The following is a 14723-nucleotide window of genomic DNA, read 5'->3' as shown; positions in this document are numbered from 1 at the left end:
TTAGCCAATGGTCGTGATTTCCGGGCCGCGCTCCGGCGGCTCGGGCTTGGATGCGTCCTCACCGCGTGGGGGCAGCGGAGAAGCGTCGCGCGGCAGGGTCAGCTGCAGCAGGTCGCGCGGCGGCAGCGGAGCATCTCCGCGGACCACGACGACGTTGCGGAAGACCTCTTCCAGCGGCGCGGCGGCGTCGGGGTTCATGGCAGCCGGACCGCCGAAGACTCCGCGCAGGAACCACCGCGGCCCGTCCACACCCACAAAGCGTGCAACCCGGTAGCCCTTGGAACCGTCCTTGGCCTGTGCGGGGACCCGGGCGAGCAGTTCGCTTCCCAGCCGTCCGGTCAGCTCATCCGCGGTGCCGCCCTGGGAGGACACAGACTGCACAATCTGGCTGCGGATTTCATCCCAGAGACCTTCAGACTTCGGAGCGGCAAAGGCCTGGAGCTGAAGGCTGGAACCGTCGAGGTCAAGGGTCACGGCGACCACGCGCTTGGTTTTCTCTTCGACTTCCAGGCGGAGGGCAAGGCCCTGGGTGGCAGCGATCCGGAGCGCACCCAGGTCAACGTAGCCCTCTTCCGAGGGACGGTCGGCCACGTCGAAGGGCCCGTGTTCCGGGCCGCCGGCTGTCTCTTCGGCGCCGTTGTCCGTGCTCTCTGCTTCGGGCACGAATTCGGATTCCGCCCTGTCTTTCCTGCGGCGTCCAAATGCCATCGCCTGGTCCTCTTTCCTGATCTGGTGCCGGACGGTGAGCCCGGGATAGTGCGGCCTAGGCCGGTGCCGTGCCGAATCCGCCGGTGGAACCGAAACCGCCAGCTCCGCGGACGGAATCGGAGAGCTCCGACACGGCCTTGAATTCAGCCGTCTCCACCCGCTGGATGACCATCTGCGCAATCCGGTCGCCGCGCTTGAGCTTGATCGGCTCCGACACATCGGTATTTAACAGTGTGACGGAAATTTCACCGCGGTAGCCTGCGTCCACGGTTCCCGGCGCGTTGACGATTGTCAGTCCGTGCTTCGTGGCCAGTCCGGACCGGGGATGGATCAGGGCAACAAAGCCGAACGGAAGGGCGATGGCAACGCCCGTGGGCACCAGGCGCCTCTCTCCCGGCGCCAGTTCGACATCCTCCCGGGCACGCAGGTCCGCTCCGGCGTCGCCGGGGTGTGCATACGACGGCGCTTCGAGCCCGTCGTCGAGCATTTTCAGCTGGACTTTCACGCTGGGTACTGCATCCTGCACAACGGTCTCCGCGGTTTCGTTTGGTGTGGGTATGGCAAAAAGACAGCACCTGATACGGTGCCAACCCCACTTTAGCGCGTGGCCGGTTGTGTGTTGTCCCGGCACGCACGGGCTCCGGCAGCCGGGATGCCAAGATGAAAACGCACCCCAAAGATGGGAAGCTGAAGGTATGTCGAGCCCCGTTTCCCAGACCCCGTCCCAAACTGTCCTGTATTCGGAGCGGCTGCTTCCGGCACTGTGGATCTGGCTGGTGGTTGCAGGCATCTCCGGAACGTTTGTCCTGGCCTTCATCCCCATCAGCCTGACCGTCGGGATTGTGGTGGCCATTGTGGCGGCACTGGTGCTGGCTGCCCTGCTGCTGATGTCCACGCCGCGCATCCGCGTCACGCCCGAGACCCTGCAGGTGGGGCGCGCGGAGATTGAACGCCGCTGGATCGGCGAGGTGGCCGGCTTCCGCGGGGAGGACGCCACACAGCAGCGCGGACCGGCGATGAACGCGACGGCGTACCTGTGCATCCGCGGCTGGATCAGCCCGGTCGTGAAGATCGAGATCACCGATCCGGCAGACCGCACGCCGTACTGGCTCACCTCCACACGCCACCCCGAGAAGCTGGTCGAGGCACTGCAGCAGACCTCCCGCTGACCCGGGGGTCAGCCCTCGCAGTCCACGCAGTAGTAGAGGCCGTCCTTTTCCTTGGCGATCTGCGACCTGTGGCGGACCAGGAAGCAGGACGCACAGGTGAATTCATCTGACTGCGCGGGGAGCACCCGCACCATCAGTTCTTCGCCGGAGAGGTCCGCTCCGGGCAGTTCGAAGCTGTCCGCCGCTTCCGCCTCATCCTCATCCACGACGGCGGACTGGGTGTTGGTCCGGCGGGTCTTCAGCTCATCGATCGATTCTTCGCTGGCTTCCTCGTCGGCCTTGCGCGGCGCGTCGTAATCTGTCGCCATAATCTTTATCTCTCACCATCGGTGTTGGTACTGCACGGGCAATGCCGGCCGCCGCCGGGCTGTGCGGATTCATGGTCCGGGCAGCAGGAGTGCGGCTCGGAGTAATCAACGCCGCGGACGCCCGGTTTGTGCCCGCCGAAGAAAGATTTTATCCACTTTCGGTGAATTAGCCACAGCCGCGGTTCCGCAGCGCTCCCGGCAGGTTCGAGAATCATGCCGTCACGGGTCCCGGATCCGCGCCACACCGGGCCAAACGGTAGGATTTCACGGGCCAGGATGGCATTGTTTCAACAAGGAGTTGCTATCGATAGCGAGGATTTTTTCATGCAGGATCTACGGCTCGTGGGTATCCATGAGGGCGGCGAACATCTGCTGCTGAGCGGACGGGGCGGAGAAACCTTCCGTCTTCGCATTGACGAAGCCCTGCGTGTTGCCGCTTCCAAGCCCGCACGGCGGGCAGGACAGCCCGGCGAACCCGAAGCGGGTCCGACCATGACTCCGCGCGACATCCAGGCCCGCATCCGTGCCGGAGCAAGCGCAGAAGAAGTCGCAGAGCTCTCCGGACACGACCTTGCGCACATCCGCCGCTATGAAGGCCCGGTGCTGGCCGAACGCGAGTACATTGCCCGCCAGGCCCAGGCCGTGGAAGTTGCCGCCCCCATGTCGGCAGCCCAGGACAGCCACCGCTCCGCTTTTGGCGACTCCCCCGTAAACCTCGGAGACATGGTCATCCACCGCCTCCGTGCCTTCGGCGTGGATCCTGACACCGTCGAGTGGGACTCCTGGCGCCGCCCCGAAGGTTCCTGGGATGTAGTGGCCCGGTTCAGCCTTGGTGAGCAGTCCCGCGTCTCGGTCGGGGAGGAACCGCCCGCGCGCTGGTCCTATAACCCCCTGCGCCGCCAGGTCACGAACGCCAACCGGTGGGCCCAGCTGCTCAGCGAACTTGCTCCGGTCGACTCCCCTGTCCCCGCACGCCGGCTCTCCGCCGTCGCGGACCGTGTCTTCGACTTCGAGATCGACACGGCGCCCGAGGAACCGGAAAACGTCTCCGAGGAAGAAACCGATGAGCTGTTGAACGTGCTGCGCTCACGCCGCGGGCAGCGGCTCGGCACGGACGAAGACGGAGACGACGCCCTGGCAGCACTGCTGGCCAAGGGCAGCATTCCCGCTGCTCATCCGCGGGACGGACAGGCAGAACTCGAAGACGAGGCACCCTCGCGTCCGCGCACCGGGCGCCTGACCCTGGCTCCGGCAGCAGTCGAAGATGCCGGGGAAGACGACGATTCCGCTGACGAAACGCCCGCGGGAGCCGCGGATCCCCTGCACCTGGATGAGGGCATCAGTTCTTCCACCCGTGAGATCAGCATCCTGGCCCGGCCGCTGCGCGGCTCACGCCGTGACACGCCGGAAAAGACGGATCCGCCCCGCGAGGCCCCTTCGGAGAAAGACCCGGAAGCAGCACCCGAGGCCAAGGAACCCATTACCGAACGCCGAATCAAGCCCAAGCGGTCCTCGGTGCCCAGCTGGGACGAAATCGTCTTCGGCACCAAGGGCGACTAGCACCCGGGCACGCTACCTGCGGGGAACGTCCACGGCGCAAATGTCGGGATCCTCGCCCATACCGGCGGTGCGTGCGGCCTGCTGGGCACCCATCCTGCGCATGTAGTGGCGGCGGCAGAGTGTCTCGTACCCTACAACGGGCAGCGCTCCTGCTTCCTCCGGAGCGAACAAGGCCTCGGGGCCCGGCTCCGCTGAGCGCTTGTCCACATCGCCCACAACGACCTGGTCCCCGGTCACGACCATCACACCGTCTACCGTCCGGGCATTGTGCGTGGCGCGCCTGCCGCACCAGCAGAGCGCACGTACCTGCAGCACCTCAATCCGGTCGGCAAGTTCGATCAGCCGCCGCGACCCGGGGAAGAGCCGCGTACGGAAATCGGTGGCGATGCCGAACGCGAAGACGTCAATCCCCATTTCGTCGACGATCCGGGCCAGCTGCTCTACCTGCTCTTCGCTGTAGAACTGGGCTTCATCGCAGATCAGGTAGTCAACCCGCTCCCCCGTGCCGAGGCGGCCGCTGACTTCGTCCCAGAAGTCGGTGCTGTCCCGCACCTCGACGGCGCGGGTCTTCAGGCCCAGCCGGCTGGAGATCATGGAGTTGCCGGCACGGTCGTTGCGGCTGAAAAGGATTCCTCCGCGGCCGCGGGCACTGTGGTTGTAGTCCATCTGGAGGGCCAGCGTGGACTTGCCGCAGTCCATGGTTCCGGAAAAGAAGACGAGCTCAGCCATAACCTATTTCCGCCCGCCCTTAGCCGGCCGGGCCAGCGTCAGGAGCGGGACTTCGCGCTCGGCACGTGTCAGGGAGCCGTGCTGGCCCACCATTTGCAGGGCTGACGGGCTGGCCCGCCGGGTGTCGTACAGGGCAATCGGTTCGCGTGCGGCTATCAGCAGGTCGCCGATCCGCGGCAGGACCTCTGGGCGCACGGGACCGAACAGTCCGGCTTCCACGGCCTGGGCCCGGGTCAGGATCCAGGCGCGGCTCCCAAAGGACTTCTGCCAGGCGGCAGCGAGCCGGTCCACCGTCCCGGCCGGGGCATCCGGCTCCACGTGCAGCTGCACCATCCGGGGATCGCCCGCCGTATGGCGCACGCCGTCCACGAGTGCGGGGTCGGCTGCGAAGTCGATCCGGTCCTGCGGCGCGGCGTCCACCATGCCGTGGTCGGCGGTCAGCAGCACCAGCGTGTCCGCAGGCAGCTTGGACGTGAAGCGTTTGAGGGCAGAATCGATTTCTTCCAGCGTGCCGCCCCACTCGGAGGACTGGGCCCCGTAGCGGTGGCCGGTCTTGTCCAGCTCATTGAAGTAGAAGTACATCAGCATGCGCTTCTCGGAGCCGAGCTTTTCTGCCGCTGCCTGGACCCGTGCGTGGATCCCCGTTCCGGAGACGTAGGACCCGCCGCGCAGGGCCGCTTTCGTCATGGCCGAATCAGCGAAGCGCGGCAGGCTGACAGTGGTCACCGGGAGGTGTTCGGCCGCTCGCTCCAGCACTGTGGGAAAGGGCTGCCACTGTACTGGGTCTACGCCGGCATCCCAGTTGCCGAGCATGTTCACTACTTTGTCCTGGCCCGGATCGAAGACGTCGTAGCCCACCATGCCGTGCTGGCCCGGGGCCAGTCCGGTACCGAAGGATGCCAGGGAGGCCGCCGTCGTGGTCGGAAAGGCCGCCGTCAGGGTCCGGCCGGAGTCCAACAGGGAGCGCAGATACGGCGCATGGCCGGCCCGCTGTTTGAGCAGGCTGCGGCCGAGACCGTCCACCATGACCACGCAGACGCGGCGGGCCGGGGGAAGCTCCAACGTATTGGCGAACCCGGGAACCTGCAGGGCGGCCGCGGCGCTGGTGAGGACCTCAGCAACGGAACTTTGCCCGTAGCCGGGGGCTTTGGGCAGCGGTTCAGCGGGAGCGGATGCGGACTCCATGCCCCTTACCGCTGGTGATGTCCGCGGTTGAACCGGCTGCCGATGCCGGGCATGCGCTGCCGGTCGACGGCCGTGTCCAGCGTGCGCATGTTGATGGTGTCGGTGTTGACCTTGCGCAGCGCGCGGGCAAAGGCCTTGGCATTCTGTACTGCCTGGATTCCGTCGGCTTCGGCGCTGACCCGCAGGACGATGTCTTCCTGGGCGATGGTGCCGGTGTAACCGTGGTCAGCCTCGCACTGGGGATCCGCACAGCCGGCCGGACCCATGTCCAGCCGCTGGCCGCCGGACCACGCGATGGCCAGGGTCAGTTCCCGGGCCTGGTCGGACGGCTTGTAGTTCTGCGGCTGGGAGTACATGTACCCCAGCACGACAGAGCGGATCTGCGTCACGGGTACGGACTCCGTGGAGACCTGGGCCATCATCTGCTCGCCCTCTTCGTCCAGCTGCTGGTCGTCCACATGGGTGATCACCAGCATGTCGTCGGTGAGCACCAGCACGGTGATGTGCCGGTGGACCTCGGTGCGGTCGAAGTGGGTTTCAAGATGGATCAGGTGTGACAGGGGTTCGCGGCCGTCGAGGGCATCGTGCACCACATCGGCGAGGAGTGTGGGGTAGAAGCCGGCACGTTCGATTGAGGCGTCAAGGCTGCGGCGTTCTGCTGAAAGTAGCGGCGACATGGTTCCAGTTTCCCCCAGACCGGCCCCGAGCACCTAAAAAGGCGCGCGGAACCAACCCGGGCAAGTGGTGCGGCGGTTAGTCCCGGAGCGCCCGGCGGGCACTGTCCGTGCGCTGCTGCGGGTTGCCCAGCCGGATGTCCGCGCTGAGGACCGTAACGCCCTGCACGGAGACCAGCACCGGGTTAATGTCCACCAGCGCAATCTCGGGGTGTTCGTCCTTGAGCAGGGCCAGCCTGGCGACGACGTCCTCCAGGGCTGCGACGTCGACCCGGGGCAGGCCCTGGTAGCCAAACAGCCGGCGGGAGGCGCGGGGCGCCCGGACCAGGTCGGCAATGTCGACGTCGGTGAGCGGCGGAATGCCGTGCGCCCAGTCATCGAGCAGGTTCACGGCGTCTCCGGCGATGCCGAAGGACAGGACGGGGCCCAGCAGCGGGTCTTCGATGGCCCGCAGGACGCAACCCTGACCGGATGGAGCCATGGACTGCACCTCGAGCTCGAACCGGCCGTAGGGCTCAAGGGCCGAACGCATCTCGGAAATATTGCTGCGCAGCGACTGCTCCGAGGCGATGTTCAACCGCACCCCGCCCAGGTCAAGCCGGTGGCGCAGGGTCTCATCCATGGTCTTTACCACCACCGGCCAGCCCAGCTGGTCAGCGGCTTCAACGGCCTCGTCTTCGGTCCGGAAGGGAAGGGACGGGAGCAGCTTGATGCCGTAATAGCCCAGCAGCTCAGCAGTTTCGCCGGGCCCAAGGCGCAGCAGTTCCGTGTTGGCCACCCGGGCCATCTGGGCGCTGACGAAGGCATGCGCGGCGTCCGTGTCCACCCCGGCGGGCATCGTGAAATGGCCGTGCTCCCGGCCCGCCCACTCGGTGTAGCGCACCACCGAGGCCAGCGCGCTCACGGCAGCTCCCGGACTCGAAAAGCACGGCAGTCCGGACGGCCGCTCCGCTGCGGGCTCCCCCTCGGCCTCCGGCACCTGTGCCTGCTGCGCTTCCGAGGCATTCGGCGTGCGGACCGCCAGGACCCCCTCGGCCTGCTGCGCCGGGTCCATGATCCCGGTGAAGACCGCGACGACCGGTTTGCCGGCCTCATCGGCAGAGTCAAGCAGGGTCTGGGCAATGTGGTCATTGGTCAGGCCCGGCGAGGGCAGCAGCGTGACGACGGCGGAGTGCACTGCTTCATCAGCCAGTGCCTTGGCGACCGCTTCCCTCAGCACCGGCAGGGCCACGCTCATGCCGCTGTCCAGGGTGAGGTCGGTCCGCAGGTGGACGATTTCAAGGTCCAGGGTTCCCGCAGCATCAGCCAGGACCCGTCCCAGGGCCGCGGAATTGCTGAGGATGGCCAGGCCCTTGCCCCGGGGAAGGGGCTGGCTGCAGGCTATCTGCGCAACGTCCATGAGCTGTTCGTTGGTGTCCACCCGGATAACCCCGGACTGGCGCAGCATGGCATCGAGGGCGCCCTGCGGAGCCTGGGTGATCCGCACGGAGTGGCCCGGCGGCAACTGGAGTCCCGTGACATCGGACTTGGCGACGATCACCGGTTTGATGCTCGCGAGGCGCCGGGCAATCCGGGAGAACTTACGGGGATTGCCCACGGACTCCAGGTACAGGCCCACAACCCGGGTGTCGGCGTCGTCCTCCCAGTACTGCATGGCGTCGTTGCCGGACACATCCGCCCTGTTTCCAGCCGAAATCGTGGAGGACAGCCCCAGCTGCCGGCGCTGGGCTGCCGCATAGAGCAGCACCCCGATGGCGGCTGACTGGCTGAACAGGCCCAGGCCGCCGCGCCGCGGCATCACCGGAGCCATGGAGGCATTCAGGGAAATATCCGGGCGCGTGTTGATCAGGCCCAGGGACGCGGGGCCCACCACGCGCATGCCGTTGGCGCGGGCTTGGCGCACCAGGGTGCGCTGGCGGGCCAGGCCCGCCTCGCCGTCGGCAAACCCTGCGCTGACCACCAGCAGGTGCTTCACTCCCGCAGCGGCACATTCATCCGCTACCTCGAGCACCTGTTCATAGGGCACGGCGATCACGGCCAGGGAAACGGGCTTCGGAACCTCGGAAATCCTGCCGTAGGAGACCATCCCGGCAAGTTCGAATGCTTCGGGATTCACCGCGTACACGGACCCCGTGAACCCGCCCTCCACAATGTGCTCCATCAGCTGGTAGCCGATCGAACCCCATTCGCGGCTCGCGCCAATGACGGCAATCGACGACGGCGCCAGCAGGTCGGCAACGCTGCGCGCCTCGGCGCGGTGCTCCCGTGATTCCATCACGGCGCGTGACTTGTCCGTGGGATCGATATCGAAATCCAGGGCGATGACGCCGTCGTCAAAGGCACGGCGGACCTCGTAGCCGGCATCAGCGAAGACACTGAGCATCTTGCGGTTTTCGGGCAGCACCTCGGCGCTGAAGCGGCGGATGCCGTTCTCGCGGGCTGCGGCGGCGAGGTGTTCGAGCAGGATCGATCCGATCCCGCGGCCCTGGTGGTCATCCGAAATGTTGAACGCTACTTCGGCCTCGGTGGGGTCATCGAGCCTGTCGTAGCGGCCGATTCCCACGATTTCGGAGCCGAGTGTGATCACAAACGCAACCCGGTCCCGGTAATCGACGTTGGTAAAGCGCTTAAGCTCGCGGCTGCTCAGTTTAGCCTTGTAGGTGAAGAAGCGAAGATAGATGGAGCTTTGGGACTGACGCATGTGGAAGGCCTGCAACGCCTCGGTATCGGCCGGCGAAACCGGACGGAGGTGTCCTGTACCGCCGTCCCGCAACACGACATCTGCTTCCCAATATTCGGGGTATTGTCCCTGCTCCGCCATAGACTCACCCTAGTGGGAATCTCCGGAAACCCGCCACCGACACTGGTTCGAATCACAACCTGGCTTCCGGCTGGTTCCTGATTACTCCTGACAAACGCCCGACAGACTCCGACAACCACAAGGACGCAAGAACCCCATGGCCCGGCGCACCGCCTCCGTACCCAGTCCCGGTGAACCCATCGCCGAGAACATCATCGACATTGATGTCACCACCGAGATGGAGGGATCGTTCCTCGAGTACGCGTACTCGGTGATCTATTCCCGTGCCCTGCCCGACGCCCGCGACGGGCTGAAGCCGGTCCAGCGGCGGATTCTCTACATGATGGCTGAGATGGGGCTGCGCCCGGACCGGGGGCATGTGAAGAGCGCCCGCGTGGTCGGCGAGGTCATGGGCAAGCTGCACCCGCACGGTGACTCTGCGATCTACGACGCCATGGTGCGCATGGCGCAGGACTGGGCCCTGCGCCTGCCGCTGATCGACGGACACGGAAACTTCGGCTCCCTCGATGACGGTCCTGCCGCCTCGCGCTACACCGAGGCCCGCCTCGCGGCAGCTGCCCTGACCCTGACGGACCACCTCGACGAAGACGTCGTGGACTTCGTCCCGAACTATGACAACCAGCTCACCCAGCCGGAGGTCCTTCCCGCCGCGTTCCCGAACCTGCTGGTCAACGGCGCCAGCGGCATCGCCGTGGGCATGGCCACCAACATGGCTCCGCACAACCTGGGCGAGGTCATCGCAGCCGCCCAGCACCTGATCCGGCACCCCGAGGCAACCCTCGAGGACATCATGCGCTTCGTGCCGGGACCGGATTTGCCGTCCGGCGGACGGATCGTGGGCCTGGACGGCATCCGCGACGCATACGCGACCGGACGCGGCTCCTTCAAGACCCGCGCCAAGGTGGAAATCGAACAGCTCACTGCCCGCCGTACCGGGCTGGTGGTCACGGAACTGCCGTACATGGTTGGTGCCGAAAAGGTCATCGAGAAAATCAAGGACGCGGTCACCTCCAAGAAGCTCCAGGGCATCTCCGACGTTGTGGACCTCACGGACCGCATGCACGGCCTGCGCCTGGTCATCGAGCTGAAGAACGGCTTCAACCCCAAGGCCGTGCTGGCCCAGCTCTACCGCTACACGCCGATGGAGGATTCCTTCGGCATCAACAACGTTTCGCTCGTGGACGGGCAGCCCCGCACCCTTGGCCTGGTGGAACTGCTCCAGGTCTACGTGTCCCACCGGCTCGGCGTCGTCCGCCGCCGCACGGCTTACCGGCTGGGCCGCAAGAAGGACCGCCTGCACCTGGTCGAAGGCCTGCTGATCGCCATCGTCGACATTGACGAGGTCATCCAGGTCATCCGGTCCTCCGAGGAGACGGCGGAGGCGCGCACCCGCCTCATGTCCATCTACGATTTGACCGAGATCCAGGCCAACCACATCCTCGAGCTGCGCCTGCGCCAGCTGACCAAGTACTCCCGGCTGGAGCTGGAGAAGGAGCAGGAGGAGCTGCGCGCGGCGATCGAGGAACTCCAGGCCATCCTGGATTCCGAGGAACGCCTGCGTGAACTGGTCTCGGACGAGCTCGGCGAAGTGGCCGCCAAGTACGCTACGCCCCGGCGGACGGTCCTGCTGGAGTCCGAGGCCGTTGGCCCCGTGGCATCTGATGCCCTGGCGGCGAAGTCCGGCAAGGGCGCCAAGGCCGTCCTGCCGCTGCAGATCGCGGACGAACCCTGCTGGGTCATCCTTTCGGCCTCCGGCCAGCTGGCCCGCACGTCCAACCAGGAACCCCTGGCCGAAGGCGGGCAGCGATCCCGCCACGACGTCTTCCGTTCCGTCGTGGCCACCACGGCCCGCGGCGAAATCGGAGCGGTGACATCCTCCGGCCGGATGATCCGCGTCCAGGTGATGGATATGCCGGCCCTGCCGCCTACCGCCGGCCTGCCGAATATGGCCGGCGGTGTTCCGGCCAAGGAGTTCATGACTCTGGCCAAGGGCGAGAAGCTTATTGGGCTGGTGCCCCTCAACGCGGTGCTGGCACTCGGTACCCGGAAGGGAACCGCCAAACGCCTCAACCCCGACTACCCGCTGAACCGCGATGACTGGGAAGCCATCACGCTCAAGCCCGGAGACGAGGTTATCGGCGCCGCCGTCGCAGCGAACGACGACGACGAACTGGTCTTTGCCACCAAGGGCGCCCAGCTGCTGCGCTTCAGCGCTTCGGCCGTGCGTCCGCAGGGACGGACCGCCGGCGGTGTTGCCGGCATGAAGATCAGCGACGGGGATGAAGCCATCTTCTTCGGCGTCGTCTCCGCCGGGGATCCCGCCGCCGTCGTGGTGACCGTGGCCTCCGGCACCGAGACCCTGCCGGGCACCCCCGGCGGCTCCGTGAAGGTGACCGATTTCGCCGAGTATCCCGCGAAGGGCCGTGCAACTGCAGGCGTCCGCGCGCACCGTTTCCTCAAGGGCGAAGACGCCCTGGTGGTGGCCTGGGCCGGGCATGGTCCTGCCAAGGCGGCAGCAGCCAACGGCACCGCCCGGGCCCTGCCCACCGAACACGGACGGCGCGACGGTTCCGGCGTACCGCTGGCCAGCCCGGTGGAGCATATCGGACCCAGCTTCAGCTAAGCAGCCGCAACGCGAACGGCCGGACCTGGAATCTCCAGGCCCGGCCGTTCGTCTGTGGCTGCTGCTATCCGGCGAAGCTGCGCAGCCGCAGGGAGTTCGCGACTACCAGGACCGAGCTGGCGGCCATGGCCGCACCGGCAATCATGGGGTTCAGCAGCCCGAAGGCCGCCACCGGGATCCCGACGGCGTTGTAGAAGAACGCCCAGAACAGATTGACCTTGATGGTGCGCAGGGTCCGGCGCGAGAGTTCGATCGCGGTGGCTACCTGGCCGAGGGAACTGCCCATCACTGTCAGGTCGGCGGCAGCCATCGCTGCATCGGTGCCCGATCCCATGGCGATGCCGAGGTCGGCCTGGGCCAGCGCCGCGGCGTCGTTCACGCCGTCACCGGCCATGGCTACGGTGGCGCCCTGTGACTGGAAGCGGCGGACCGCTTCCACCTTGCCCTCCGGACGGACGTCCGCGAGCACGTCTTCGGGGCGGATTCCCACCTCCCGTGCCACGGTCGCCGCGACGACGGCGTTATCCCCGGTCAGCAGCACGGGGCGCAGCCCCAGTGCAGCCAGGCGCGCGACGGCGGCAGCGGAACCTTCCTTGATAGTGTCCTGCAGGCTGATCACTCCGGCGGCAGTGCCGTCAACCGCCACCAGCACCGCAGTGGCCCCGGAAATCTGTTCGGTCTCCAGCAGTTCCAGCGCCGCGGCCTCAACCGGCACGCCGTTCTCCTCCAGCCAGCCGGGGCGTCCGGCGATCACGAGGTGTCCGTCGACCGTTCCGCGGACGCCGCCTCCGGGCGAGGAGACGAAGCCGGTCACCGGGGCAAGCCTGGGGCCCGCTTCCGCGGCCGCGGCAATAGCGCGGGCAATCGGATGTTCTCCGGCGTTTTCCACCGAGCCGGCCAGGCGGAGCAGCGCGTCGGAGTTGCCGGGGGCACCGGCGCCGGACAGCGGCACAGTCCGTGCCACCGAGAGTTTCCCGGTGGTCACCGTTCCGGTCTTGTCCAGCAGGATCGTATCCACGGTTCGAGTGTCTTCAAGGACCTGCGGGCCCTTGATCAGGATGCCCAGCTGCGCTCCCCTGCCGGTACCCGTCAGGAGCCCGACAGGGGTCGCCAGTCCCAGGGCACACGGGCAGGCGATGACCAGGACGGCCACGGCCGAGACGAATGCGCTTTGGAGGTCCCCGGTTAGCACCAGCCACAGCAGGAACGTTACGACGGCGATGCCAAGCACCACCGGCACGAAGACCGAGCTGATCCTGTCGGCCAGCCGCGCAATGGGTGCCTTGCCGGATTGAGCGGCACTGACCAGCCGGCCCATCTGGGCCAGGGTGGTTTCGCTGCCGACCCGGGTGGCCCGAACCAGGAGCCGTCCCGACGTGTTGACGGTCGCTCCGGTGACGGGGTCTCCCGGATGCACTTCCACCGGGAGGGATTCGCCGGTGATCAGGGCCGCATCGATCGCGGATTCACCGTCCACGATGATTCCGTCCGTGGCTACTTTTTCACCCGGCCGGACCACGAAAACGTCTCCCGGAACGAGCTCGCCGGCGGCAATACGTTCCTCGCGTCCGCCGCGCAGCACCACGGCATCCTTGGCTCCGAGGCTCAGCAGGGAGGTCAGGGCGTCAGCGGCACTGCTCTTGGCGCGCGCTTCCAGGAACCGGCCCAGCAGCAGGAACGTGGTGACGACGGCGGCGACTTCGAAGTAGAGGTTCCCGCCCTCCGCCATCCCCGGATCGGCCGTCAGCGCAGGGTCTGCGATGAGCTCGCCGAGCGAGAACAGGTACGCAGCGCTGACGCCAAGGGAAACCAGCGTATCCATCGTGGAGGCCAGATGGCGCGCGTTGACGGCGGCCGCACGGTGGAACGGCCACGCCGACCACAGAACGACCGGCAAGGCCAGGGCGGCAACGACCCAGCCCCAGTTGGGGAACTGGAACGCCGGGACCATGGAGACCAGGAGCACCGGAACGGTGAGTGCAGCGGCAGTTATGAGCCGCGGACGCAGCTGCGCAGCAGTTCCGCCGTGCGCCATATGGTCTTCATGGTCCGCGCCTTCGGGCACGGCCACGGTTGCGGAATAGCCGGCGGCCGCGACGGTGTCCAGGAGGTCCTTATCGCTCACCCCGGCAGGCACCCGCACGTGGGCCGAGTGCAGCGGGAGGTTAACGCTGGCGGTGACGCCGTCGATCTTCCCCAGCTTGCGCTCCACGCGGTTGACGCAGGAAGCGCACGTCATCCCCTGGATATCCAGCGACACCTCGCGTTCTGCGCCGACGTGCTGCCGTTCTCGGGTTGCCATGGGTGTCCTCTCTGCCTAGCCGACGACTGTGTAGCCGGCTTCAGCCACTGCTTCGCTCAGGATCTCGGGGGCGATGGGTTCGGTGGAGGTGATGACTGCGGTGGAAATCCCTTCCGGCTGCAGGTCGACTTTGACGTCCTCCACCCCGCCGATCGCGGTGAGTTCTTCAGTAACGGATGCTACGCAGTGCCCGCAGGTCATCCCCGAGATGTTCAGTTCCGTGTTCATGGTGGTCCTTCCGGGACGTTGCCCATATCTGTTGCCTGTTAGGTCCGCCGCAGCCTTTAGCGGATGAGGCGCCCAATGGCGTCGGTTGCTTCCTGCACTTTTGCGTCCACAATGCGCGGATCCCCCGCTGCATCGGCTTCCCGTGCAGCCGAGACAACGCAGTGCGATATGTGGTCCTGAACGAGGCCGAGGCTGACGGCGTGCAGTGCCTTGGTGACCGCCGATACCTGGGTCAGGACATCGATGCAGTACTGGTCCTCGTCCACCATGCGGGCAATCCCCCGCACCTGGCCTTCGATCCGCTTCAGCCGCCGCAGATAGGCTTCCTTGTCCCCCGCGTACCCGCGGGGTTCAGCCGCGTGCTCCACTGCTGCCTCCATGGCCTCCGCCTTCCTTTCGACCCCTTCTACGTCCAC

The 14723-nt window shown here is 66.7% G+C and carries 13 protein-coding genes; 3 read left to right on the top strand and 10 right to left on the bottom strand.

The genetic code is table 11. The features are described from left to right. The gene (locus NF551_RS07130) at positions 1–708 is read right to left on the bottom strand and encodes a DUF3710 domain-containing protein (RefSeq protein WP_227897048.1); all 708 of its coding nucleotides are present in this window, start codon (positions 706–708) and stop codon (positions 1–3) included. 55 nt (positions 709–763) lie between these two features. Next, positions 764–1234: a dUTP diphosphatase gene (gene dut, locus NF551_RS07125; RefSeq protein WP_423722235.1), complete on the bottom strand. Its 471-nt coding sequence runs from the start codon at positions 1232–1234 to the stop codon at positions 764–766. Positions 1235–1403: 169 nt separating this feature from the next. Between dut and NF551_RS07120 the strand changes: the two genes are divergently transcribed. Continuing rightward, positions 1404–1877: a DUF3093 domain-containing protein gene (locus NF551_RS07120; protein ID WP_227897049.1), complete on the top strand. Its 474-nt coding sequence runs from the start codon at positions 1404–1406 to the stop codon at positions 1875–1877. 8 nt (positions 1878–1885) lie between these two features. Here the strand turns inward: NF551_RS07120 and NF551_RS07115 are convergent, their stop codons facing one another. After that, complete coding sequence (locus NF551_RS07115) at positions 1886–2185, bottom strand: DUF4193 domain-containing protein (RefSeq protein WP_227897050.1); 300 nt, start codon at positions 2183–2185, stop codon at positions 1886–1888. 324 nt (positions 2186–2509) lie between these two features. On the opposite strand from NF551_RS07115, the gene sepH reads away from it, so the two are divergent. Next, positions 2510–3745: a septation protein SepH gene (gene sepH, locus NF551_RS07110; protein WP_227897052.1), complete on the top strand. Its 1236-nt coding sequence runs from the start codon at positions 2510–2512 to the stop codon at positions 3743–3745. Positions 3746–3757: 12 nt separating this feature from the next. On the opposite strand, the gene NF551_RS07105 is transcribed toward sepH, so the two are convergent. From NF551_RS07105 to NF551_RS07090, 4 genes are all read right to left on the bottom strand, one after another. Then, positions 3758–4474, bottom strand: a complete 717-nt coding sequence (locus NF551_RS07105) for a thymidine kinase (protein WP_227897055.1) — start codon at positions 4472–4474, stop codon at positions 3758–3760. Between the two features lie 3 nt (positions 4475–4477). Next, the gene (locus NF551_RS07100) at positions 4478–5659 is read right to left on the bottom strand and encodes an alkaline phosphatase family protein (RefSeq protein ID WP_227897058.1); all 1182 of its coding nucleotides are present in this window, start codon (positions 5657–5659) and stop codon (positions 4478–4480) included. A 5-nt stretch (positions 5660–5664) separates the two neighbouring features. Next, positions 5665–6336, bottom strand: a complete 672-nt coding sequence (locus NF551_RS07095; protein WP_227897059.1) for a DUF5998 family protein — start codon at positions 6334–6336, stop codon at positions 5665–5667. A gap of 76 nt (positions 6337–6412) precedes the next feature. Then, a complete protein-coding gene (locus NF551_RS07090; RefSeq protein ID WP_227897061.1) occupies positions 6413–9154 on the bottom strand; it encodes a bifunctional acetate--CoA ligase family protein/GNAT family N-acetyltransferase in 2742 nt (913 codons plus the stop codon). Positions 9155–9290: 136 nt separating this feature from the next. Here NF551_RS07090 and NF551_RS07085 point away from each other — a divergent pair, with 136 nt between their 5' ends. Then, positions 9291–11777, top strand: a complete 2487-nt coding sequence (locus NF551_RS07085) for a DNA gyrase/topoisomerase IV subunit A (protein WP_227897063.1) — start codon at positions 9291–9293, stop codon at positions 11775–11777. Positions 11778–11841: 64 nt separating this feature from the next. Here NF551_RS07085 and NF551_RS07080 read toward each other — a convergent pair whose 3' ends face one another. Genes NF551_RS07080 through NF551_RS07070 form a run of 3 tightly spaced genes read right to left on the bottom strand, consistent with a single transcriptional unit; the run spans position 11842 to position 14687 of the window. Beyond that, positions 11842–14079: a heavy metal translocating P-type ATPase gene (locus NF551_RS07080; protein ID WP_227897065.1), complete on the bottom strand. Its 2238-nt coding sequence runs from the start codon at positions 14077–14079 to the stop codon at positions 11842–11844. 15 nt (positions 14080–14094) lie between these two features. After that, positions 14095–14307, bottom strand: a complete 213-nt coding sequence (locus NF551_RS07075; protein ID WP_227897066.1) for a heavy-metal-associated domain-containing protein — start codon at positions 14305–14307, stop codon at positions 14095–14097. A gap of 56 nt (positions 14308–14363) precedes the next feature. Further along, positions 14364–14687 carry a metal-sensitive transcriptional regulator gene (locus tag NF551_RS07070; protein WP_227897067.1) on the bottom strand — a complete coding sequence of 108 codons (324 nt, stop codon included), beginning with the start codon at positions 14685–14687 and terminating at the stop codon, positions 14364–14366. Between the last annotated feature and the right edge of the window lie 36 nt (positions 14688–14723).

The organism is Arthrobacter caoxuetaonis (assembly GCF_023921125.1).
Taxonomy (GTDB): domain Bacteria; phylum Actinomycetota; class Actinomycetes; order Actinomycetales; family Micrococcaceae; genus Arthrobacter_B; species Arthrobacter_B caoxuetaonis.
The sequence above is the reverse complement of the archived record's forward strand: the minus strand, read 5'-3'. Positions and strand labels throughout refer to the sequence as shown.

What these genes read in the sequence shown, in the direction of transcription:
- NF551_RS07130 (WP_227897048.1), bottom strand. Translation starts at nt 708, where the DNA reads ATGGCATTTGGACGCCGCAGGAAAGACAGGGCGGAATCCGAATTCGTG.
- NF551_RS07120 (WP_227897049.1), top strand. Translation starts at nt 1,404, where the DNA reads ATGTCGAGCCCCGTTTCCCAGACCCCGTCCCAAACTGTCCTGTATTCG.
- NF551_RS07115 (WP_227897050.1), bottom strand. Translation starts at nt 2,185, where the DNA reads ATGGCGACAGATTACGACGCGCCGCGCAAGGCCGACGAGGAAGCCAGC.
- sepH (WP_227897052.1), top strand. Translation starts at nt 2,510, where the DNA reads ATGCAGGATCTACGGCTCGTGGGTATCCATGAGGGCGGCGAACATCTG.
- NF551_RS07105 (WP_227897055.1), bottom strand. Translation starts at nt 4,474, where the DNA reads ATGGCTGAGCTCGTCTTCTTTTCCGGAACCATGGACTGCGGCAAGTCC.
- NF551_RS07100 (WP_227897058.1), bottom strand. Translation starts at nt 5,659, where the DNA reads ATGGAGTCCGCATCCGCTCCCGCTGAACCGCTGCCCAAAGCCCCCGGC.
- NF551_RS07095 (WP_227897059.1), bottom strand. Translation starts at nt 6,336, where the DNA reads ATGTCGCCGCTACTTTCAGCAGAACGCCGCAGCCTTGACGCCTCAATC.
- NF551_RS07090 (WP_227897061.1), bottom strand. Translation starts at nt 9,154, where the DNA reads ATGGCGGAGCAGGGACAATACCCCGAATATTGGGAAGCAGATGTCGTG.
- NF551_RS07085 (WP_227897063.1), top strand. Translation starts at nt 9,291, where the DNA reads ATGGCCCGGCGCACCGCCTCCGTACCCAGTCCCGGTGAACCCATCGCC.
- NF551_RS07080 (WP_227897065.1), bottom strand. Translation starts at nt 14,079, where the DNA reads ATGGCAACCCGAGAACGGCAGCACGTCGGCGCAGAACGCGAGGTGTCG.
- NF551_RS07075 (WP_227897066.1), bottom strand. Translation starts at nt 14,307, where the DNA reads ATGAACACGGAACTGAACATCTCGGGGATGACCTGCGGGCACTGCGTA.
- NF551_RS07070 (WP_227897067.1), bottom strand. Translation starts at nt 14,687, where the DNA reads ATGGAGGCAGCAGTGGAGCACGCGGCTGAACCCCGCGGGTACGCGGGG.